Origin of the sequence: Psychroserpens sp., assembly GCF_036960315.1 — a bacterium.
Taxonomy (GTDB): Bacteria; Bacteroidota; Bacteroidia; order Flavobacteriales; family Flavobacteriaceae; genus Psychroserpens.
In genome coordinates this window covers 169,920-193,104 of the sequence record NZ_JBALVR010000006.1, presented here as the reverse complement: position 1 = coordinate 193,104, position 23,185 = coordinate 169,920, and the positions used below count along the sequence as shown (strand labels likewise).

Genomic DNA, 23,185 nt, shown 5'->3' with positions numbered 1-23,185 from the left:
TTTAAATACAGTTCTTAATTAAATTATTCCCTAATTTAGCATCAGCAAAACACACCACATGCTAAACACCATCAAATCTTGGTTTAATTTCGAAATCCTAGAACTTAAAAAACTCAACGGTTACGAGAACATAAATTATCTACTAAAAACCGATAGCGCTAAATTCATTTTTAAGACATACAAGTATTCAGAAGACATGATGGCTTTAATTGAAGCTGAGAATTCTGTATTAAATGCGTTAGAAAACGAGAACACGTTTCCACAACCTATTGCTTTTAAAGATGGTAGCTTTCTTAAAATAGCAGAAATAAACAATACCAAAACCATTTGTAGAGTACTCACTTTTTTAGAGGGTGATTTTTTAGGTGATATTAAACATACCCCTCATTTAATAGAATCTATAGGCAGGTTTACAGCACAGCTAGATCTTCAGCTTTCAAAACTAAATAACTATGTTTTAAAAGCAAGAGTATGGGAATGGGATTTACAATATCTAAGCCTAAATAAAAAATACATATATGCAATTGAAGACGCTAGCGATAGACACTTGGTGTCTTATTTCTTTCAGCAATTCGACTTGCACGTGGCACCTATACTTCCTGAATTACGAAAATCTATCATCCATAACGATGTTAACGAATGGAATACCTTAGTTAAAAACAATACCGTTTCTGGACTCATCGATTTTGGCGATTTAGCACATTCGCCATTAATTAATGAACTTGCTATAGCCATAGCCTATGCCTGTTATGATAAAGATGATCCTTTGCCATGGGCGATTCATGTCATAAAAGGCTATCACAACGTACTTCCTTTGGAAGAAAAAGAATTAGAGATTCTGTATTATTTGATTGCAGGACGCTTGTGCACGAGTTTATGTAATGCGGCACATTCCAAAAAAATAAATCCTAAAAATAGTTATGCTTCCAGTAGTGAAAAAAACGCATTGAGCATGCTGCACCATTGGATAAAAATTAATCCTATACATGCAAAAAGCGAGTTCTTAAAGGCTGCCAATTTCCGGAGTGAAACACCAAAACCTATAAGCGATGTCATAGCAAAGCGTCATAAGGTGTCGAGTCCTATACTATCGTTAAGTTATGATTATCCTATTTACATGACAGGCGCTGCGTTTCAATATATGTACGATGCCTATGGAAATACGTTTTTGGATGCTTATAATAACATTCCGCATATTGGACATGCGCATCCTGAAATCACAAAGATAGCCTCGCAACAAATGGCAACCTTAAACACCAATACCAGATATGTATTTGATGCCTACTCAGAATACGCAGAAGCCTTATTGTCGAAATTCCCAGAAGAATTAGATACGGTGTTCTTTGTGAATTCAGGAAGTGCTGCGAGTGATTTAGCAATTCGGTTAGCACATACTCATACAAAACACGACACCATTATGGTCATGGAGCATGGCTATCATGGCAATACGCAAACGTCTATTGATATTAGTCATTATAAGTACAATAATAAGAAAGGTCAAGGGCAGAAAAATCATATTATAGAAACTGCAATTCCAGATACCTACAGAGGTCAATACACGACAAATGATGGCTCCGCTGGAAAAGCCTATGCTAAAGCTGCGATACAACAAATTGAAAATAGCGACACGCCAATTGCTGCTTTTATTACCGAACCGATTGTTGGTTGTGGCGGACAAGTACCTTTAGCAAAAGGGTATTTAAAGGACGTTTATCCAGCGATTAGAAACCAAGGTGGTATTTGTATAAGTGATGAAGTGCAGACAGGTTTCGGACGTTTAGGCGATCATTTTTGGGGATTTGAAGCACAAGACGTTGTTCCAGATGTAGTGATTTTAGGTAAACCAATCGCCAATGGGCATCCCATGGGAGCTCTTGTTACGACTAAAGCCATTGCTGAATCGTTTAGTAAAGGTGTTGAATTTTTTAGCTCTTTTGGTGGTAATCCAGTCTCTTGCAAAATAGCATTAACTGTTTTAAAAGACATTGAAGCTGGCCAGTTACAGCAACATGCTAAAGTTGTTGGTGATTATTACCAATCACTATTCAAAAAACTAAAAGCAGAATACTCTTGTATTGGTGATGTTCGAGGTTCTGGATTATTTATTGGCATAGAAATCGTCAAAGAAAACTCCATAGAACCCAATACCGAATTAGCCCATCATATTAAAAACGAATTACGAAACCGATTTATTCTAATAAGTACAGATGGCCCACATGATAGTGTGATTAAAACAAAACCGCCTTTGTGTTTCACAAAAGAAAATGCGAAACTCGTGGTGGATACTATAGCATCTGTGTTGGAAGGGTATTATGAAAAGGAGGTTTAAGTTGTCTTCGGGAAGGTGAATGCTTGGAAATGTTGTCGTTTATAGTTTCATTGATATTTCTGACTACTCGGACACCCCTCATGAGCTGTGCTCGCAACCTTCAAAACAAAAAATATTTTGTTTCTCGCCTATCCTCAAGGGGGTTTTAGGGGTGTAATCTACCTCCTCTTCTTCTTAGACCGAAACTTCGCCTTATCCTTCCGTTGATTAAAAGGAATAGCATCATTATAGGTGTTCTTTGCCTCACCAGTCGGTTTGTTTTTACGCCACTTTTCGTCTTTTTCGGGAAGTAATACTTTTAATAAATCTTCGCGTCCTAATCTATTTAAGGTCTTTTTAATCCACGCTTTATTTTCTTCTTTATACCAAAAGAAAAAACGATGTTGCTCATCTTTTTCTTGTCGTGTAATAGGCGTATTTACTTTTTTAAGCGTGTAAGGATGATAACCACTATAATAAATTACCGTTGCAACCGTCATAGGCGTTGGTGTAAAGCCTTGTACTTGCTCTAACTGGAAACCCATATCTTTCGTTTCGGCAGCAAGGTTTGCCATGTCTTCAACTTCGCAAGCAGGATGATTCGAAATAAAATATGGTATCAATTGAAGCTTCAATCCTTTTGCGATATTAATCTTATCAAAACGTTCTTTAAACTTATGAAAGTATTTAAACGATGGTTTACGCATCAGTTTTAACACAGGATCACTCGTATGCTCTGGTGCGACTTTTAGTCGTCCAGAGACATGCTTAGTCATCACTTCTTCTGTATAATCGTCTAACTCTTTAGGATCCGCATTTTTATTAAACTCTGGCACCAACATATCGTGACGAATACCAGAACCTATAAAAGACTTCTTCACTTTTGGATGACTATCAACTGCTTTATATAAATCTGTTAAAGGCTTGTGAGACGTATCTAAATTACTGCATATGACTGGCGAAATACAACTAGGCGCAACACACTTGTCGCAGATAGACTGTACCTTCCCTTTCATTTTATACATGTTGGCACTTGGTCCACCAATATCAGATAAGTAACCTTTAAAATCTGGCATATTGGCAACGGTATCGACTTCACGTAATACAGATTCCTGACTTCGAGAGGCTATAAATTTTCCTTGATGTGCAGAAATGGTACAAAAGCTACAACCTCCAAAACAGCCTCTATGAATGTTGATAGAAAACTTAATCATTTCATAAGCAGGAATTGGTCCACGCTTATTATATTTTGGATGTGGCATTCTTGTATAAGGCAACTCAAAAGAGGCATCAATTTCATCTTCCGTCATGGTAGGACATGGCGGATTAATCATCAAGGTCTTATCGCCAACTTTCTGAAAAATACGTCTGGCGGCTAACTTATTAGATTCTTGTTCTATAACCTTAAAGTTAGAAGCATATTTTTTCTTGTCACTTAAACAGACTTCATGAGAGGCGATTTCAACATCTTCCCAATTACTATTTTTAGGAATTTTCGCATCGGCATTCAATAACACGGCTGTTTGTTTAACCGTTGTAATACTAGAAAACGGAACCCCTTTTTGCATCAAACGTACAATTTCACGAAGCGGTTGCTCTCCCATACCGTAAACTAACATGTCCGCTTTAGAACTTTCTAAAATGGTTGGCATTAGGGTATCACTCCAAAAATCATAATGGGTAACACGACGTAAAGACGCTTCAATACCTCCAATTAAAATTGGTGTATCTGGCCATTTTTCTTTTAAAATATTCGAGTACACAGTTGTTGCGTAATCTGGTCTAAAACCAATATCTCCATTTGGCGTATAGGCGTCTTTATCTCTACGCTTTTTATTAGCATTATAGTTGCTAAGCATAGGATCCATACAACCTCCGGTGACTCCAAAAAATAATTTTGGCGCACCAAGCTTTTCAAAATCTTGAAGATTATCAGTAACACAAGGTTGCGGAACAATGGCTACACGCAATCCATAACTTTCTAAAATACGGCCAATTACAGCAGGACCAAACGAAGGATGATCCACATAAGCATCACCACTAAATAGGATAACGTCAAGCGCATCCCAACCGCGTATTTTAACCTCTTTGTTTGTGGTAGGTAACCAACTTGAAAGTCTTAATTCATCCATCAGACTGCAAAAATAGTCAAAAATAGGTGCTTACACATCATTAGTCCATTATTTTGGGCGTTACCCAAGGGTCGCGCTTTCCGTTGCAAGTCCTCACGCTCCCAATAAAAATTGGTTTCGCTGTGGGCTTTTCATTACAATCGCTAACGCAGTTAGCAGTTAGCAGTTAGCAGTTAGCAGTTAGCAGTTAGCAGTTAGCAGTTAGCAGTTAGCAGTTAGCAGTTAGCAAAAATGAAAAGGAACATTGGGAAGAACAAAACATAGCAGAAGTTCATGACCCAAATCAATTCAAGGAATTGAACGCCAAGGCGAAGAATAGATGAAGAAAAGCTCCGAAAGCAGGAGAACTTTGTTCGACACGGAGTTTTCAAATTGGTTTTCAGTTTTTTCTAAACTGAAAAATTCCTTGGCTTGGTCTTGAATTTTTGGTTCGTTTTGTTTCAAGACAAAATGAACATAAAAAGAGCTTCAACAAATGCCTCAAATGCTTTGCATTCACGATTTCAATAATTTAAAATCAATGAGTAATCCCTAACGCAAGCCAATGCATAAACAATTAAACGCATCAACAAATCAACATTTTTCCGCTACAAATCCAAACCCTTCAAACTTTCAACACGATTTCTAACTAAGAAATCATCAATCGTTTCAAAGTGTTCAATCACACGTTGTTCTTTAAACTCAAATACCTTTTTAGAAAGGCCTTGTAGAAAATCACGATCGTGAGAGACTAGTATAAGTGTACCATCAAAATTTTGGAGTGCTTCCTTAAGGACATCTTTAGATTTTAAATCAAGATGATTTGTTGGCTCATCGAGAATGAGCAAGTTCACTGGATCAAGCAATAACTTAACCATAGCCAATCTGGTTTTTTCTCCACCAGACAGTACACTTACCTTTTTATCAATTTCATCGCCTTTAAACATAAAACGACCAAGTATGTTTTTAATTTGTGTTCGCACATCACCTTTAGCAACCTCATCAACAGTTTGAAAAATAGTGAGGCTTTCATCTAGCAAAGCTGCTTGGTTTTGAGCAAAATACCCCACCTTCACATTGTGACCTAAGCTACAGGTTCCGTCGACATCAATTTCGCCTAAAATGGCTTTGATCATCGTCGATTTCCCTTCTCCATTTCGTCCTACAAAACACACCTTCTCTCCTCTAGAAATAGACATATTTGCATCTTTAAACACCACAAGTTCACCATAGGATTTAGACACCTCTTTTACAGTTACAGGATAATCACCTGAACGTTGCGTTGGTGGAAAACGTAATTTTAAAGCAGAGGTATCCACATCATCGATCTCTATAGGTTCCAATTTTTCTAGCATACGCTCTCTAGAAGTGACTTGATTGGTTTTTGAATATGTCCCCTTAAAACGCTCAATAAATTGCATATTATCAGCAATAAATTTTTGCTGTTCTTGATAGGCTTTGATTTGATGTGTTCGACGGTCTTCTCGCAATTGTAAGTAATGTGAATACTTCGCTTTATAATCGTAAATCCGTCCCATCGTTACTTCAATAGTCCGATTGGTGATATTATCAATAAAGGCGCGATCATGCGAAATAACGACGACTGCATTGGCTTTATTGACCAAAAAATCTTCTAACCAAATCACCGATTCAATATCGATATGATTGGTAGGCTCATCTAATAATATTAAATCTGGTTTTTGTAATAGAATCTTTGCGAGTTCAATTCGCATACGATAACCGCCAGAAAACTCATTGGTTTGTCTTGTGAAATCAGTTTGCTTAAACCCTAAACCTTTGAGTGCCTTTTCAACTTCGGCATCGTAATTCACCTCTTCTAAGGCATAAAAGGTCTCACCCAAATCTGAAACACGTTCAATAATTCTCATGTACTCATCAGACTCATAATCGGTTCTGGTTTCGAGCTGCTTGTTAAGACCTTCCATCTCATCACGCATAGCAAATACATGACGAAAAGCTTTTGAGGCTTCATCAAAAACGGTTGTATTATCTTCAGTTAATAAATGCTGAGGCAAATAGGCAATAATAGCATCTTTAGGTGTTCTCACGTTTCCGCGAGTCGCCTTCTGAACACCAGCAATAATTTTCATCATTGTGGATTTTCCTGCACCATTCTTTCCCATTAATGCGATTTTATCATCTGCATTAATCGTAAATGATACATCACGAAAAAGGGAGTGACCACTAAATTCTACTGCTAAATTATCTACTGAAATCATCTTTCAAATTTTAAAGCAGCAAAACTAATGAAAGTGCTAAACAGAATGGTACAAATGGCAAAATATCTGAATTGGTTTTAAAAACAGAACTTTAGAAGTTGATATTTTCGAAGCTATTAAAGTACAAGTCGATATGTCACTTACCTTAAAAATTATCGTATTTTAGTCATGAATTTTTTTTTGAGTTTCAACTAAACCAATCCAGATGAGCCACAGCGCAAACGACCCTCTCAATTTACGTAGTATTTTTTCATTTAAATCTTTACTCTTAAAAACGATTGGCGCCTTATGTGCTACAGTTGCCATCAAAGGATTTATGATTCCGAATCATTTTTTAGATGGTGGCATTTTAGGGATTTCTATCCTTGTTCACGAATTTTATCATATTGATGTTACCTCAATTTTAATAGGTCTCAACTTACCTTTTGTATTTATTGGCTATAAAAAAATTGGAAAAAACTTTGCCATAAACACTTTAGTCTCCTTAATCTTGCTAGGAGTTTTTATGACCTTTCTACCTGTACCAACAGTAACTAAAGATTACTTTCTCGTTGCTGCATTTGGTGGTGTTTTTGTAGGATTAGGGATTGGGTTTGTCATTAGAGGTGGTGGTGTTATTGATGGTTTAGAGGTTGTGGCAGGCTTTACTAATAAAAAGTTTGGATTAACAGTCACCGAAATCATTATGGCCATAAACACATCAATATTTTTAATTATAGCCATATTCTTGGGGCTAGAAAAAGCCATGTACTCTATATTGACCTATTTTACAGCTTTAAAGGTATCTGATTATGTGGTTGACGGTTTTGAAAAACTCATTTCCTTGACCATAATCTCTCCTAACCATGAACTCGTTAAAGATATAGTCGTTAACCAGTTTAACAAACCTGTGACCATCTTAAAAGGTGAACGCGGGAATTTACCAGGTAGCTATAATGTAAAACACGATTGTGATATTATCGTCACTATTGTAACTCGACTAGAAGTCCATAAAATGCGAAAGGCCATTAGGGAATCAGATCCAAAAGCCTTTATGTATGTCGAAAACATCAACGAAGTTAATGGAGGTGTCATTAGTAAAAAATCAGATCATTTTTGAAAACGCCATTCCATAAAATATACAATGATATCGTCAAAATTTTAGACGATAACCTACCGAAACACCTCGCGTATCACAATGTCAATCATACCTTATACGTGCTAGATAAGGCTGAATACATCGCGAAAAAAGAAAACATTAAAAAAGCAGACATACAACTCTTGAGAGTTGCTGCTTTATATCACGATATCGGCTTTGTGAAATCACATGTTGAACACGAAAAAGAAGGTTGCAACATTGCTAAGCGTCAATTAAAAACATATGGATATTCCGAAGATGATATCGCTACCGTTTGCGGAATGATTATGGCAACTAGGATTCCGCAAAACCCTAAAAACAAACTAGAGGAGATCTTGGCAGATGCCGATTTAGAGTATTTGGCAACGGCTCAGTTTTGGGAAATTGGTGCTTCATTGTATCAAGAGCTATGTCACTATAACTCAAGTTTAACCATAACTAAATGGAATCACATTCAAATTGATTTCATTAAAAACCATACATTTCATACGAGGTATTGCAAACACTACAAAACCTTCAGAAAACTTAAAAATTTGGAGCTTCTTAAGTCTAATATGCGATAGATTTTGGTTTGCACAGTAGACGATGTTCCAACATCTGGTTCAAATTCTTTGTAATCTTTAGTCTACACAACAACTTTCCAATCTGGTTCATAAAGCTGTTCATCAATAGTTGGTGATTCTAAATCACTAATAAAAGTTATTATAAGGACTTCTATTTAGAGTCTTTATAATAGTAAAACCTACCGTTTCAGAAATTTTAAACGAATAAGTTAAATATCAATTAAATAGGGAAATAAAATAATTATAGAGTTCCCAGAAATATTGCCTAAATAGGGTTTGTTAATCAAATATTTAATCGTAAATTTGCAAACTCTTTTCGAGAGAGAAATGTTTAACCTACCTATCGAGAATAGGTAATTAATATTAATAAGTGTGGACACAATAAGCTACAAAACGATTTCAGCAAACAAAGCTACTGTTAATAAAGAGTGGGTTTTAGTTGACGCTGCAGATCAAACGCTAGGTCGTTTATGCTCTAAAGTAGCAATACTTTTAAGAGGTAAACACAAGCCTAACTTCACACCACATGTTGATTGCGGAGATAATGTAATTATTATCAATGCTGAAAAAATCAACTTATCGGGAAACAAGTGGAATGACAAAACGTACATTCGTCACACAGGTTATCCAGGTGGTCAAAGAAGTTTAACTGCGACTGAATTGTTTGGAAAAGATCCAGCAAGAATCGTAGAAAAATCAGTAAAAGGAATGCTCCCTAAAAACAAATTAGGCGCAGAGTTATTCCGTAATTTAAATGTTGTTGTTGGTTCGGCTCATACACATGAAGCTCAAAAACCAAAAGCAATTGACTTAAACAAAGTTAACTAATGGAAGTAATGCACAAAATCGGTCGTAGAAAGACGGCTGTTGCTCGTGTGTACCTTGCTAAAGGAAAAGGCAAGATCACGGTAAACAAAAAAGACATGGCGGCTTATTTTACTACTGCAACATTGCAGTATAAAGTAAACCAACCTTTAGTCATGACTAACAACGATGGCAACTTTGATATTACAGTAAACGTTTTTGGTGGTGGCATTACAGGCCAAGCTGAAGCGATCCGTTTAGCATTATCTCGCGCTATGTGTGAGCTTGATGCAGAAAACAGACTAATATTAAAGCCAGAAGGATTATTAACAAGAGACCCTCGTATGGTTGAACGTAAGAAGTTCGGTCAGAAGAAAGCAAGGAAGAAATTCCAGTTCTCTAAACGTTAATCCTATTCTTTTTTATTATTCTGAATTTTCTTCGGAATATAAAAAAAATTCCAAAGCTGTTCTGGTCAATCATCAGAACAGCTTTAAATTAAAACCGCTGAGAATTTTTCAGCAAACATTAAAAATCCTGAAACGAGTTCAGGTACAAGTTTAGCATCTAAATGATTAAGGCGAGCTAAAGCAACCACTTAATCATTGCTAATTTAACAGAACGTAAACAATTACAAAATGCAAAAAGTAGAAGTAAAAGACTTACTTGAAGCAGGTGTACACTTTGGTCACTTGACAAGAAAATGGGATCCAAACATGGCTCCTTACATTTATATGGAACGTAATGGTATCCATATCATCAACCTATACAAGACACAAGCAAAAATTGAAGAGACTTCTGAAGCATTGCACAAGATTGCAGCTTCTGGAAAGAAAATCTTATTTGTTGCTACAAAAAAACAAGCTAAAGACATCGTTGCTGAAAAAGCAGGTAATGTAAACATGCCTTACATTACTGAAAGATGGCCTGGTGGAATGTTAACCAACTTCGTAACCATCAGAAAAGCCGTTAAGAAAATGGCTATGATTGATCGTATGAAAAAAGATGGTACATTCAACTCTCTATCTAAGAAAGAACGTTTACAAGTCGATCGTCAAAGAGCTAAATTAGAAAAGAATTTAGGTTCTATTTCTGATATGACACGTTTACCTGGAGCATTATTTGTTGTAGATATCAAACGTGAGCACATCGCTATTAAAGAAGCACAGAAATTAAACATTCCAATCTTCGCAATGGTAGATACAAACTCTGATCCTCGTGAAGTAGATTACTTAATTCCATCTAATGATGATGCTTCTAAGTCTATTGACTGCATTATGTCTGCAGTAGCGGCAGCAGTTGCTGATGGTTTAGCTGAAAGAAAATCAGAGAAAGCTGAAAAAGATGCTAAAAGTGAAAAATCACCAGAAGCAGAAAAAGAAGTGAAAACTGAAGCAGCAGTTGAAGCAGCAGTTGAAGCAACAGTTGAAGCAACAGTTGAAGCAGTAGTTGAAACAACAGTTGAGGCCAAAGCAGAAACAAAGGTTGAAGCAAAGGTTGAAGCAAAAGCTGAGAAAAAAACTGAAGTAGTTGCACCAGTAGTAGCAGCTAACGAAGAAGAATAAATTAACAAATACTCAATATAGATAAGTCGTTTAATTGTTTTCTTCACGAAATATAAATTAAACGACTTTTTTAAATTTTATAACACAATGGAAAATACTGTAAAAATTACAGCAGCAGAAGTAAATAAATTAAGACAAGCCACTGGAGCTGGTATGATGGATTGTAAAAACGCCTTAGTTGAAGCTGGAGGCGATTTTGATAAAGCCATTGAAGTACTTCGTAAAAAAGGACAAAAAGTTGCAGAAAAAAGAGCCGACAGAGATTCTTCTGAAGGAGCTGCAATCGCAAAAATTAATGCAGAGAACACTTCTGGTATTGCTATCGTATTAGGATGTGAAACAGATTTCGTTGGAAAAAACGACAACTTCGTAACATTAGCTAACGCATTAGCAGATATCGCCTTAACTTGTAATACAAAAGAGGAGTTTTTAGCTGCTGATTTCGGTGGAATGACTGTTGCAGAAAAATTAATAGAACAAACTGGAGTAATTGGTGAGAAATTAGATATTACTGCTTTTGAAAAGTTAGATGCACCTTATGTTGGACAATATGTTCACATTAACAAGATTGCTGCTTTAGTAGGATTATCTGCAAAAGTGGATAACGTTGAAACTTTAGTGAAAGATGTTGCTATGCAAGTCGCTTCTATGGGAGCAACAACATTATCATACAAAGATTTTGATCCTGCTTTTATCGCTTCGGAAACTGAAGCTAGAATTGCAGTGATTGAAAAAGATAATATTGAATTAGGACGTTTAGGTAAAACTTTAAAAAATGTACCTACTTACATCTCTATGGCGCAGTTAACTCCAGAAGTAATTGCTCAAGCTGAAGACGCTGCAAAAGCAGAATTAACAGCTGAAGGTAAGCCAGAACAAATATGGGACAGAATTTTACCAGGTAAAATGGAGCGTTTCATTTCTGATAACACCACTTTAGACCAAGAACAATGTTTATTGGATCAAAAGTTTATCAAAGATGAGAAGCAAACTGTTGCTAGGTATGTAGCGTCTAATGGTGACGTTGCTGTTACAGGATTTAAACGTGCTACACTAGGATAATCTATTTATTCTTTCATATAAAACTAAACCTCTCACTACCTGAGAGGTTTTTTTATGAACTCATTTCAAATTCTACTTTTCTAAATTACAATAATGATTATATTTGCTAAACTATCATCGCAATTATGAAATAAGCCATAGCTGCTAATTTGAATAAAAGACAAATTTTAATATAGAGAATTGCATTCGATTATTAAAAGCAATAGACACGAACAAATGAAATATAAAAGAATCCTACTGAAATTATCTGGTGAAGCGCTAATGGGATCTCGCCAATATGGTATTGACCCAGAACGTTTATCAGAATATGCTAAGGACATCAAGGAAATTACAGATTTAGGGGTAGAAGTCGCCATTGTAATTGGGGGTGGAAATATTTTTAGAGGAGTCGCTGGTGCAATGGCAGGTATGGATCGTGTTCAAGGGGACCACATGGGCATGTTAGCTACTGTTATTAATGGCTTAGCATTACAAAATGCCCTAGAAGATGCTGATGTTAAAACACGATTACAAACAGCCATACAAATTAACGAGGTTGCAGAACCTTTCATTAGACGGAAAGCAATGAGTCATCTCAGAAAAGGACGTGTTGTCATTTTTGGTGGAGGAACAGGAAATCCTTATTTCACTACAGATTCTGCTGCTGTGTTAAGGGCAATTGAGATTGAAGCTGATGTGATTTTAAAAGGCACTCGAGTTGATGGTATTTACACTGCAGATCCAGAAAAAGATATAAATGCTGTAAAGTTTGATCATATTACTTTTGACGATGTTTTAAGAAAAGGACTCAAAGTCATGGACACCACCGCGTTTACATTAAGCCAGGAAAACAACCTTCCTATTATCGTATTTGACATGAATAAAAAAGGAAATTTACTAAAGGTTGTTTCCGGCGAAAACATTGGAACAAAGGTTAATTTATAACTTTGGCTTATTTTTTGGTAAGATATTTACAAATTAAAGTTTTTAAATAATGAACGAAGACATAAAATTTATTTTAGATGCGACTCAAGAAGCAATGGATGGCGCTTTAAAACACCTAGAAAAACAACTTGCAAATATTAGGGCTGGTAAAGCAAGTCCTGCAATGCTAGGAAGTGTAATGGTTGATTATTATGGTTCTCAAACACCATTATCACAAGTCGCCAATGTAAACACACCAGATGGTAGAACAATTACAGTTCAACCATGGGAAAAAAATATGCTTCAAGAAATTGAACGTGGTATTATGTTTGCAAATTTAGGTTTCAACCCAATGAACAATGGAGAAACCATCATCATTAACGTTCCCCCTTTAACTGAAGAACGCAGGCGTGACCTATCAAAACAAGCTAAAGCTGAAACTGAAGATGCCAAAATTGGTGTAAGAAACGCAAGAAAAGAAGCTAACAAAGACATCAAAGACCTTGATGATGCTTCTGAAGATCAACAAAAAAATGCAGAAATTGACGTGCAACAAATGACTGACAAGTACGTTAAAAAGATAGACGATATTTATGATGTCAAGGAAAAAGAAATCATGACAGTATAACTCTCAAAAAGCGACCAACCAAATGTCGCTTTTTTTATTAATTCATTTATTCAACTATTAAATGCATAAGATTTGTTGCTTAATTCTATTGACACTATTCACTTATGCATCGCATTCTCAAACGCCTAATCAGGAAAATGATTCCACTAAAGTTAAGAACGATTCATTAAACAAAAGAGAATTTTTAAAGCAATTAGGCAATGGGTTTTATCCAACCAAAATTTTAAACATAGATTTAAAATATTTAGTAAAATACAACCAATATGAAGGTCTAAGAACTGGACTTGGTGGAGAAACAAATGATGGCTTTTCAAAAAAATACAGTATCGATTCTTACGTGGTTTACGGATTTAAAGACCATCGATTCAAATACAAAATTGGTGGTGGATTTAGAGTTAGTGAGTCTACAAGCACTTGGATAAACCTCTCTTACACAGATGATTTACAAGAAACTGGAAGTTCTACATTTTTAACCGACAAACGATTTTTCTCTTTTTTTGAACCTCGTTTATTAAATATTGACCTCTTTCACAAACACATTACAAAAGCCGTTACACTTGAACACAAATTCTCTAATCATTTGCTTTCGGAAATGGAATTAGCGGTTAGTAAAATAGATCCAACCTATGAATATCTATTTAATGTAAATGGTGAATCGTTTGGGAATTTTGATGTCAGTACGGCAAAAATAGCATTGCAATGGAGTCCTTTTAGTGATTTTGAAGTTGATAAAGGTAAAGTTAATGAAACTAAAAATGGTTATCCAAAATTCACTTTACAGTTCACCCAAAGTTACAGAGATGTTCTAAATGGAGATTTCAATTTCTTTAAAACCGACTTCAGAACGATTCACCGATTTAGATACAACGAAGATGTTTTTACCGAAGCAATTCTTACAAGTGGTATTGCTACAGGACAAACACCTTTAACACATTTGTACCATGCATATCCCAATAACATTACAAAAGAAACTATTTTACAGCGCTTCTCTGTTGCTGGAATCAATAGTTTTGAAACCATGTATTTTAATGAATTTTTCTCAGACAGGTACGCAACGCTTCAACTTAAACATTTTGTAAAACCCTTCAAAATCACCGAACGTTATAGACCACAATTGGTCCTTATTTCAAGATTTGCTCTTGGTGATATGCAAGATATTGAACGCCATGAAAATATCAGTTTTGGAACTTTATCAAAAGGCTATTCAGAAGCAGGATTTGAATTGAATAAATTACTCTTGGGTTTCGGTTTGAGTTTCGCTTATCGATATGGAGGTTATCATCTACCTTCAATAGCAGATAATATTGCTGCAAAGTTTACTTTTAATGTGAGTTTATAAGACAATATATCGTTAAATTTTATCAGTTATCCTCGGGTTTTTTCTACCTTTGCGCTTCGTTTACAAAGCAAATGTTTAAACTGTTTACAAAGAATTTTTGGGAAGTTGTTGCGCGACTAATTTTGCGTAATAAAATCGGCATTTTGGTGGTCATAGTTTTGGCAACCCTTTTCTTTAGTACGCAATGGAAAAACATGCGTTTTACCTATACCGAAGCCAATTTACTTCCAGACGAGCATGAGGTCAATGTCACTTATAATGAATTTCTCGATATTTTTGGTGAAGAAGGCAACTTAATCATTCTTGGTGTTAAGGATTCTACGCTTTTTACAGTGGAAAAGTTAAACGCTTGGAATCAACTTTCCGAAGATTTTAAAGCTTACGACGAAATTGAAACTGTAGTGTCTATTAACGACTTGCAAAAACTTATAAAGAATACCGACGAAGAGCGTTTCGATTTGGTGCCTTTTATCAAAGACTCTATAAGCTCCCAAGAGCAGATTAAAACACTACAAGAGGAGTTATTTAAACAGTATCCATTCTATGATAATTTCTTGTTCAATACCGAAACAGGAACGATTAGAACCGCTATCTATCTCAAAAAAGAAATAGTAAATACATCGGCTAGGAAAGATTTTATCATGTTAACGCTTGATGAAAACATCAAGAATTTTGAAGCTGCCAATAATTTGGATGTTCGCGTTTCAGGAATGCCTTACATACGGACCTTAAACTCCCAAAATATTGTAGATGAAATCGGACTCTTTATTGGGTTAGCTTTAGGTGTTACCTCACTGATTTTCTTTTTATTTTTTAGATCCTTTAGAGCGACAATTATTTCGCTCATCGTTGTCTGTGTTGGTGTGATGTGGACCTTCGGGATTTTAGGATTGCTCAATTATGAAATTACAGTTCTTACAGCATTAATTCCGCCTCTTATAATTGTGATAGGAATTCCTAACTGTATTTTCCTCATCAATAAATACCAGCATGAAGTAAAACTTCATGGCAATAAAGTAAAATCACTTCAGCGTGTCATTACCAAAATTGGTAATGCCACCTTGATGACCAATGTGACAACCGCTTCTGGTTTTGCCACTTTTATTTTAACTGAAAGTCAACTATTAAAGGAGTTTGGTATCGTTGCATCGTTGAGTATTCTGGCGATTTTCATACTGTGTTTACTGGTGATACCAATCATCTATACGTTTTTACCTTATCCGCAAGAGCGTCATTTAGAACATTTAAACAAACGTTGGATTGGTGGTTTTGTCAATTGGATCGAACGTATGGTGAGAGAGAAAAAAATCTCCATTTATGTAACCTCTCTTGTACTCATTATTGTTAGTATTATAGGAATTTATAAGATTGAAATTTCTGGAAGTCTTATTGAAGATATGCCAAAAGAGGAAGCCTTTTTTAAAGACATTCGATTCTTTGAAGAAGAATTTGATGGAATTATGCCTCTAGAGATTATGGTGGATACCAAACATAAAAAAGGGGTCATGAAGTTGAGTACGCTCAAAAAAATGGAGCAGATTGAAGACCTCATTGACGAAATACCTGAGTTATCTCGTCCAATTTCCGTAGTGAGTTTGGTGAAATACAGCAAGCAAGCATATTATAATGGGAATCCTAAATATTATCAATTGCCGACAAGTCAAGAAAATAGTTTCATTTTATCCTATGCCAAAAACTCATCATCTGATGTTGATTTATTGCAAAATTTTGTAGATAGTACAGGTCAATATGCCCGTATAACGACGTTTATGAAAGATATTGGCACAAAAAAAATGGAACGTATTCAAGAGGATCTTCAAAATAAAATAGATAAAGTATTCAAGCCTGCCGAACGTTACAATGTGACCATGACTGGAAAAGCATTGGTATTTCAAAAAGGAACCAAATACTTAGTCAAAAACTTAGCGATATCACTGTCGTTAGCCATATTATTGATCTCCATATTCATGGCGTATATGTTTAGATCCGTAAGAATGATTATCGTATCACTAATTCCAAATGTTCTTCCACTTGTGATTACTGCAGGATTAATGGGCTACTTAGGTGTCCCTATTAAACCTTCAACAATTTTGGTGTTTAGTATTGCCTTCGGAATTTCGGTAGACGATACCATTCACTTTTTGGCAAAATACAGACAAGAACTGCAAGCTAACCACTGGAAAATACGTAAATCGGTTTACGCTGCATTACGCGAAACTGGTGTGAGTATGTTCTATACATCAATCGTATTGTTCTTTGGTTTTATCGTATTTACAACATCAAGTTTTGGAGGAACAGTCGCATTAGGAGCATTGGTTTCAGCTACTTTATTGTTTGCAATGTTATCAAATTTACTATTGCTTCCGTCATTATTACTATCACTTGAGCGCAGCATTGCGAATAAGGAAGTGATGCGAGAGCCATCGATAAATATTATTCCGGTTGAGGATGACGATTCCGTAGATGATCATTCCGAAGAAGACATAAATTCATAAACATTTATATTTGCATAAAATTTTAAACTAATGAGCTATACCGTTTCACAGTTATTAACACAAGATATTACACTTCAACCTATAGAAATTAAAGGTTGGGTAAGAACCTTTAGAGCCAATCGTTTTATTGCCTTAAATGATGGTTCTACGATACATAATATTCAGTGTGTTGTTGATTTTGAAAATACAGATGAAGCATTACTCAAACGTATTACTACAGGTGCTGCTGTTCATATTAAGGGCGAATTGGTAGAAAGCCAAGGAAAAGGTCAAAAGGTAGAGATACAAGTCTCTTCTATTGACATTCTTGGTGATTCTGATCCTGATGAGTACCCGATTCAACCTAAAAAACACACGTTTGAATTCTTACGTGAAAATGCACATTTGCGTACGCGTACAAATACATTTAGTGCAGTGATGCGACTACGTTCGTCTTTATCATTTGCTGTTCACAAGTATTTTAATGACAACGGATTTTACAACATGCACACACCAATCATTACAGGAAGTGATGCTGAAGGTGCAGGTGAAATATTTAGAGTAAGTGCTCTTGATGCTAAAAACCCGCCTTTAGATGACGACGGAAATATAGATTATAAAAAGGATTTTTTTGGAAAAGAAACCAATCTCACCGTTTCTGGTCAATTAGAAGCCGAAACCTTTGCGATGTCTTTAGGTAAGGTATATACCTTTGGACCAACGTTTAGAGCTGAAAATTCCAACACGACTCGTCACTTATCAGAATTCTGGATGATAGAACCTGAGGTAGCCTTTATGGACTTAAGCGGAAATATGGACTTAGCTGAAGATTTTATGAAATCGGTATTAAGTTATGTGCTTAAAAACAATCGTGAAGATTTAGAGTTTTTAGAAACCCGTTTACTGGACGAAGAAAAAACTAAGCCTCAAGTAGAACGTTCTGAAATGAGTTTAATTGAAAAAATTAAATTCGTTGTCGACAACAATTTCAAGCGTGTAAGCTACACTGAAGCAATAGATATTTTGCGAAACTGTAAGCCTAACAAGAAAAAGAAATTCAATTATATCATTGAAGAATGGGGAGCCGATTTACAAAGTGAACATGAACGTTTCTTAGTCGAAAAGCACTTTAAATGTCCCGTAATCTTATTTGATTATCCTGCGAATATTAAAGCCTTTTATATGCGTTTAAACGAACCTGATAATCAAGGTCGAGAAACAGTTAGAGCAATGGATATCCTATTTCCAGGTATTGGGGAAATGGTAGGAGGATCTCAGCGAGAGGAACGTTTAGATGTTTTAAAAGAAAAAATGAAAGCTTTAGATATTTCTGAAGAAGAGTTATCGTGGTACTTAGATTTACGTAAATATGGTACTGCTGTGCATTCTGGTTTTGGACTAGGTTTTGAACGTTTAGTCATGTTCGCAACAGGAATGGGTAATATTAGAGACGTAATTCCTTATCCTAGAACACCACAAAATGCCGAGTTTTAACTTCGACTTCACTCAGTTACCACATTTTGAGTAGTCTTTTAAATTATTCTTAAAAGCCATTGTTTTTATAAGCGTATATCAATAGTTTTTTTAACTTTACTTTAAAGGAAAACATAGCATGCTCAAACAATATTTACAGTTTAAGTTATCACAAAAGTTGTCACCGCAACAAATTCAGCTTATGAAGTTGATACAGTTGCCTACGCAAGCATTTGAGCAACGTATAAAACAAGAGCTAGAAGAAAATCCTGCACTAGATACTGGTAAAGAAGATAAGGATGATGACACATTTGACGAGTTTGATAATTCGGAAGATGATTATAACGATAATGATGAAATCAACACTGAAGACATCAACATTGACGAATATTTAAGTGATGATGAAGTCCCCGAATATCGGACTCAAACTAGTAATTACAGTGCTGATGACGAAGAAAAAGTAATGCCATATGCTGCAGGCACCTCTTTTACCCAGCATTTACGGAATCAATTAAACACCTTCAGACTTGATGATGAAGAACGAGAAATCGCTGAATTTTTAGTCGGAAGTGTTGATGAAAGTGGTTATATACGCCGTTCACTAAGCGATATTATGGATGATTTGGCATTCACTCAAAATGTCTTTACTACAGAAGAATCTATCGAAAAGGTACTCCACATTGTACATCAGTTAGATCCAGCAGGAGTTGGCGCTCGAAACCTTCAGGAGTGTTTAAGTATTCAATTGCATAGAAAAGAAAAACATCCGGATGTAGAACTCGCTTGTAATATTATCGATAAAGCTTTTGATCAATTCACCAAAAAGCACTACAAAAAATTACTTCAAAAGTTTGATATTACTGAAGTTCAGCTTAGAGATGGCATAGAAGAAATTGAGCGTTTGAACCCTAAACCAGGAGGTTCTTATGCTGGAAATAATAAAATGGTAGAACATGTGGTTCCAGATTTTGCTATCAAAATTGTAGATGGTGATTTGGAATTGACACTAAACGGAAGAAATGCTCCAGAGCTTCACGTATCTCGTGAATACAACGATATGATGAAGGGGTATAAGGAATCTAAAGACAAGAGTAGATCGCAAAAAGACGCGGTGATGTTTATCAAGCAGAAGTTAGATGCCGCCAAATGGTTTATAGAAGCTATTAAACAACGCCAGCAGACCCTTTTTGTAACCATGAGTGCTATTATGCATTATCAAAAGAAATTCTTCCTTACAGGTGATGAACGCAATTTAAAGCCAATGATCTTAAAAGATATTGCAGATGAAATCAACATGGATGTCTCTACAGTATCTCGTGTAGCGAATAGTAAATATGTAGATACGCCTTATGGAACAAAACTCATCAAAGAATTCTTTAGTGAATCGATGACCAACGATCAAGGTGAAGAAGTTTCTACGCGCGAAATCAAGAAAATACTGGAAATCGTTATTGAAGAGGAAAACAAGAAAAAACCATTAACCGACGAAAAATTAGCGACCATTCTTAAAGAAAAAGGTTATCCTATTGCACGTCGAACCGTTGCAAAATATCGTGAGCAATTAGATATTCCTGTGGCAAGATTGAGGAAAAAGATATAATGAACCAAATCCTTAAAAGCATATCATATATTTTTCATCCATTATTGATGCCATTACTTGGTGTGGTGTTCTATTTTTCAAAAACACCTCGTTTTATTCCAGAGCCTGCGATGAAAGCTAAAGTGTTCTCGATTGCGATTCTCACTATTGTTTTACCTATCCTTCTCTTTTACTTATTAAAAACGTTGAATAAAGTAGAATCCTTTCATCTAGAAACGGTTGAAGAGCGAAGAATTCCATTGTTTATTAATGGTTCAATAATCATACTTGTATTAGTTCGTGTATTACCCATCAACGAAATACCAGAACTCTACTTCTTCTTTATTGGTATTCTTATATCTACAGTTACTTGTTTGATGTTAGCCTTTGCTAAGTTTAAAGCCAGTATTCATATGATTGCTTCTGCAGGATTTTTCATGTTTGCAGTGGCTGTGGCTATTCATTTTAAAATCAATATCAATGGTACTATTGCACTAATGTGTATTGTTATTGGTGCCATAGCAACCTCTAGATTACATCTTAAAGCACATACGCCTATTGAATTAGCAACAGGGTTTTTTGTGGGTCTAATCCCTCAACTTGTTCTGCTAAATTATTGGATGTAGTTTATAATTAAAGGATATAAAATATCAAACCTATTTTGATGGCATTCATTTCGACAGCTTGGCCAGTACTCGCGACTTTGGCATTGGAATCAAAGAGATTACTAAGCGCATAATAGAAATGAAAATTCACAGTAGAATAACCTGCACTTAGTGTTAATCCGTATTGAAGTTTATTAAAGTCATCGATATTGGACAGCTTAATATCCTCAGGTCGTCCTCTAAATTTAGAAGAATTATGAACAACATATCCAATCTTCAATCCACCGTAAATACGCCAAAAATCATAATCAGTTTCGGTTGAAGTTCGCCATCTAAACTCAATTGGAACTTCTAGAATGTATGTCGTAAACTTATTTTTACTAAATGAGACGTCATCATTTAACAGCTCATAATTGTATCCTCCATTGTCTTCAGTGATTAACAACTTCTGATTATAAGAGTTCGTAGAGAGACCCAAACCAATTCCAATCGCCATGTTACGCTTTTCATTGATTGGCATATCTCTAATGTACCCAAGATGAAATCCGCTTGAAAAACCACTCTGATTAACATCATCAGGTTTATTTCCGAGTAAATTATAGGTGATAGAGAGATAAAATTGGTCTTCCCTATACTTTTTATCTACAACTTTGATACTATCGTTTTCATTAGATGCTGCAATAGGATTATTTTTCTCTTGGGAGAAGGCATTAAAAACTGGAAGTGACAAAAAAAAGTAAAGTATCAGATGCTTCATACTACAAATATAACTCAATAGTTAATAGAATATTTTGGTTTATTGTACAAAAAAAGCATCCCATAGGGATGCTTTTATATAATTTATAAGAACAATAATTAATTTTCTAAAGCACTACCAGTACCTACAGTATAATTAATTTTCAGCGCGTTAGCTTTTCTAAGTTCTTGTTTAATATCACCAACAATACCCATATTAGAGTCTCTATCAACTTTAAGTGACACAGTCATGTATGGGATTAATGCCTCTTCTCTCAACGCAGCTCTTTCTGCATTAATGAATGCTTGAATATCACTAATTTCAGCAAACTTATCGTTGAGTTGGACTCTTGCTTCTGTACCATATCGCTTTGCATATCCTGGAGCAGGTTTTCCCGCATAGATATAACTAATAGGGTTTTTCTTTTCCAATTTTTCAACTTGATCCGCAAGCGGTAATCTGTTAAGAATCTTAAGTTCATCCTCTCTCATTACAGTTACAACCATAAAGAAAAACAATAGCATAAAAACAATATCAGGTAATGATGCTGTATTTACAGCTGGTAATGCGTTGTCTTTTTTACTTTTAAATTTAGACATATTGTCGTGTTTTTATTTATTGAACTTCAGAAAGTTTTTCAGGATATTCCGTTCTAATTTGATCAATAAGTTCTTTTAACTTATCCTTATTACCAATAAACTCAGCATCCTTGTATTCTTTCTCCATCTTAACGAAATCCATATTGCTAAAACCTCTTTGAGGCCCTATTTTATTTGCTCTCCTGTTACGAAGTTCATTATATGCAGCAACCAACTCATTCTGAACAGAAATGTAAGCAGAATAAGAAGTCTCTCTTTCATTTTTCAATGAAATAATTGCTTTGTCAGGATTATCAGAAGACCTTGGGTTCTTTTCACCATTGCAATAGTTACAAGACCCATCTCCACCATTATCTAAAAACTCAATGGCAGCAGCTCTTAAATCTTTAAGCTCCATCAATTCATCTTCTACTAACAGTTGATCTTTGCTGTTCAACAATACAGTAAAGATGTTTTTTTGCTTGATAACGACCTCATCATCGTTTGGCGGCTCCATTGGAGGCAGCTTACGGTTTATCCCAGAATCTTTTGGAATAGTAGTTGTTACCAAGAAAAATATAAGAAGTAAGAATGCTATGTCTGCCATAGAACCTGCATTAACTTCTGGTGCTGATCGTTTTGCCATAATTAATTTATTTACTAAGCATCTTTTTAACTCCGAAGAACAGCATTAAACCTCCTGCTAACAAAATTAAAATATAGAATGATTTTATTGCGCCTTCAATCATTTGAGACTGAGCTGCAGTTAGTGTTGAACCGTCACTTAATAATCTCTCCTCTCCAGAAGAAATGAGAAATCCTACAAGTAAAATTGCTGCAAATACACCAAATGATAATAGTGCTTTCTTTAGTTTATCTGGATGACTTACTAGGTTCACCAAGCTAAACATAACAGTAGCTATAGTTGCTATTGCTAAAACTATGTAAGCTAGTGTTATAAATGCAGATAAAATACCTTGGTTGGCTGCATCTGCCTTTATAGCTTCATCACCAATCGTGATGACTCTTACTAAAAAGAATACCGCGATTAGACCAATTACTAAAGCAACAATTTTGATTATTTTTTGAATATTCATGTT

Annotated in this window: 20 protein-coding genes; 14 read left to right on the top strand and 6 right to left on the bottom strand. The window is 35.4% G+C overall.

The window, feature by feature from the left end:
* Window positions 1-58: 58 nt before the first annotated feature.
* Entirely contained in the window at window positions 59-2,329 is a 2,271-nt protein-coding gene (locus V7719_RS11945; RefSeq protein WP_335730141.1) for an aminotransferase class III-fold pyridoxal phosphate-dependent enzyme, read from the top strand.
* A 158-nt stretch (window positions 2,330-2,487) separates the two neighbouring features.
* Here the strand turns inward: V7719_RS11945 and V7719_RS11940 are convergent, their stop codons facing one another.
* On the bottom strand, window positions 2,488-4,440 hold the full coding sequence (locus tag V7719_RS11940) for a YgiQ family radical SAM protein (RefSeq protein ID WP_335730140.1): 1,953 nt from the start codon (window positions 4,438-4,440) through the stop codon (window positions 2,488-2,490).
* A gap of 587 nt (window positions 4,441-5,027) precedes the next feature.
* Window positions 5,028-6,659 carry an ABC-F family ATP-binding cassette domain-containing protein gene (locus V7719_RS11935; protein WP_335730139.1) on the bottom strand — a complete coding sequence of 544 codons (1,632 nt, stop codon included), beginning with the start codon at window positions 6,657-6,659 and terminating at the stop codon, window positions 5,028-5,030.
* A gap of 205 nt (window positions 6,660-6,864) precedes the next feature.
* Between V7719_RS11935 and V7719_RS11930 the strand changes: the two genes are divergently transcribed.
* From V7719_RS11930 to V7719_RS11870, 13 genes are all read left to right on the top strand, one after another.
* Complete coding sequence (locus V7719_RS11930; protein ID WP_335730138.1) at window positions 6,865-7,758, top strand: YitT family protein; 894 nt, start codon at window positions 6,865-6,867, stop codon at window positions 7,756-7,758.
* Window positions 7,755-8,339, top strand: coding sequence for an HD domain-containing protein (locus tag V7719_RS11925; protein ID WP_335730137.1), 585 nt, complete (start codon window positions 7,755-7,757; stop codon window positions 8,337-8,339). Before V7719_RS11930 ends, V7719_RS11925 begins: the two co-directional genes overlap by 4 nt.
* 372 nt (window positions 8,340-8,711) lie before the next feature.
* Window positions 8,712-9,167, top strand: coding sequence for a 50S ribosomal protein L13 (rplM, locus tag V7719_RS11920; protein ID WP_335730136.1), 456 nt, complete (start codon window positions 8,712-8,714; stop codon window positions 9,165-9,167).
* The gene (gene rpsI / locus V7719_RS11915; RefSeq protein ID WP_335730135.1) at window positions 9,167-9,553 is read left to right on the top strand and encodes a 30S ribosomal protein S9; all 387 of its coding nucleotides are present in this window, start codon (window positions 9,167-9,169) and stop codon (window positions 9,551-9,553) included. The genes rplM and rpsI overlap by 1 nt, the downstream gene beginning before the upstream one ends.
* 228 nt (window positions 9,554-9,781) lie before the next feature.
* Window positions 9,782-10,708, top strand: coding sequence for a 30S ribosomal protein S2 (gene rpsB, locus V7719_RS11910; protein WP_335730134.1), 927 nt, complete (start codon window positions 9,782-9,784; stop codon window positions 10,706-10,708).
* Window positions 10,709-10,795: 87 nt separating this feature from the next.
* Window positions 10,796-11,770 (top strand): translation elongation factor Ts, encoded by a 975-nt coding sequence (tsf, locus tag V7719_RS11905; protein WP_335730133.1) that lies wholly within the window; start codon window positions 10,796-10,798, stop codon window positions 11,768-11,770.
* Between the two features lie 216 nt (window positions 11,771-11,986).
* Window positions 11,987-12,694: a UMP kinase gene (gene pyrH, locus V7719_RS11900; RefSeq protein ID WP_335730132.1), complete on the top strand. Its 708-nt coding sequence runs from the start codon at window positions 11,987-11,989 to the stop codon at window positions 12,692-12,694.
* 49 nt (window positions 12,695-12,743) lie between these two features.
* Window positions 12,744-13,301 (top strand): ribosome recycling factor, encoded by a 558-nt coding sequence (gene frr / locus V7719_RS11895; protein ID WP_335730131.1) that lies wholly within the window; start codon window positions 12,744-12,746, stop codon window positions 13,299-13,301.
* Between the two features lie 61 nt (window positions 13,302-13,362).
* The gene (locus V7719_RS11890) at window positions 13,363-14,640 is read left to right on the top strand and encodes a hypothetical protein (protein WP_335730130.1); all 1,278 of its coding nucleotides are present in this window, start codon (window positions 13,363-13,365) and stop codon (window positions 14,638-14,640) included.
* A gap of 71 nt (window positions 14,641-14,711) precedes the next feature.
* Window positions 14,712-17,135, top strand: coding sequence for an efflux RND transporter permease subunit (locus tag V7719_RS11885; protein WP_335730129.1), 2,424 nt, complete (start codon window positions 14,712-14,714; stop codon window positions 17,133-17,135).
* Window positions 17,136-17,165: 30 nt separating this feature from the next.
* Window positions 17,166-18,608, top strand: a complete 1,443-nt coding sequence (gene asnS / locus V7719_RS11880) for an asparagine--tRNA ligase (protein WP_335730128.1) — start codon at window positions 17,166-17,168, stop codon at window positions 18,606-18,608.
* A 118-nt stretch (window positions 18,609-18,726) separates the two neighbouring features.
* Complete coding sequence (gene rpoN, locus V7719_RS11875) at window positions 18,727-20,187, top strand: RNA polymerase factor sigma-54 (protein WP_335730127.1); 1,461 nt, start codon at window positions 18,727-18,729, stop codon at window positions 20,185-20,187.
* Window positions 20,187-20,792 carry a hypothetical protein gene (locus V7719_RS11870; protein WP_335730126.1) on the top strand — a complete coding sequence of 202 codons (606 nt, stop codon included), beginning with the start codon at window positions 20,187-20,189 and terminating at the stop codon, window positions 20,790-20,792. Before rpoN ends, V7719_RS11870 begins: the two co-directional genes overlap by 1 nt.
* Before the next feature lie 7 nt (window positions 20,793-20,799).
* On the opposite strand, the gene V7719_RS11865 is transcribed toward V7719_RS11870, so the two are convergent.
* The 4 genes from V7719_RS11865 to V7719_RS11850 all read right to left on the bottom strand — a co-directional run bounded on the left by V7719_RS11865 (window position 20,800) and on the right by V7719_RS11850 (window position 23,182).
* On the bottom strand, window positions 20,800-21,528 hold the full coding sequence (locus tag V7719_RS11865; RefSeq protein ID WP_335730125.1) for a porin family protein: 729 nt from the start codon (window positions 21,526-21,528) through the stop codon (window positions 20,800-20,802).
* Window positions 21,529-21,626: 98 nt separating this feature from the next.
* Window positions 21,627-22,106 (bottom strand): ExbD/TolR family protein, encoded by a 480-nt coding sequence (locus V7719_RS11860; protein ID WP_335730124.1) that lies wholly within the window; start codon window positions 22,104-22,106, stop codon window positions 21,627-21,629.
* A gap of 16 nt (window positions 22,107-22,122) precedes the next feature.
* Window positions 22,123-22,731, bottom strand: coding sequence for an ExbD/TolR family protein (locus tag V7719_RS11855; protein WP_335730123.1), 609 nt, complete (start codon window positions 22,729-22,731; stop codon window positions 22,123-22,125).
* A gap of 7 nt (window positions 22,732-22,738) precedes the next feature.
* A complete protein-coding gene (locus V7719_RS11850) occupies window positions 22,739-23,182 on the bottom strand; it encodes a hypothetical protein (protein WP_335730122.1) in 444 nt (147 codons plus the stop codon).
* Between the last annotated feature and the right edge of the window lie 3 nt (window positions 23,183-23,185).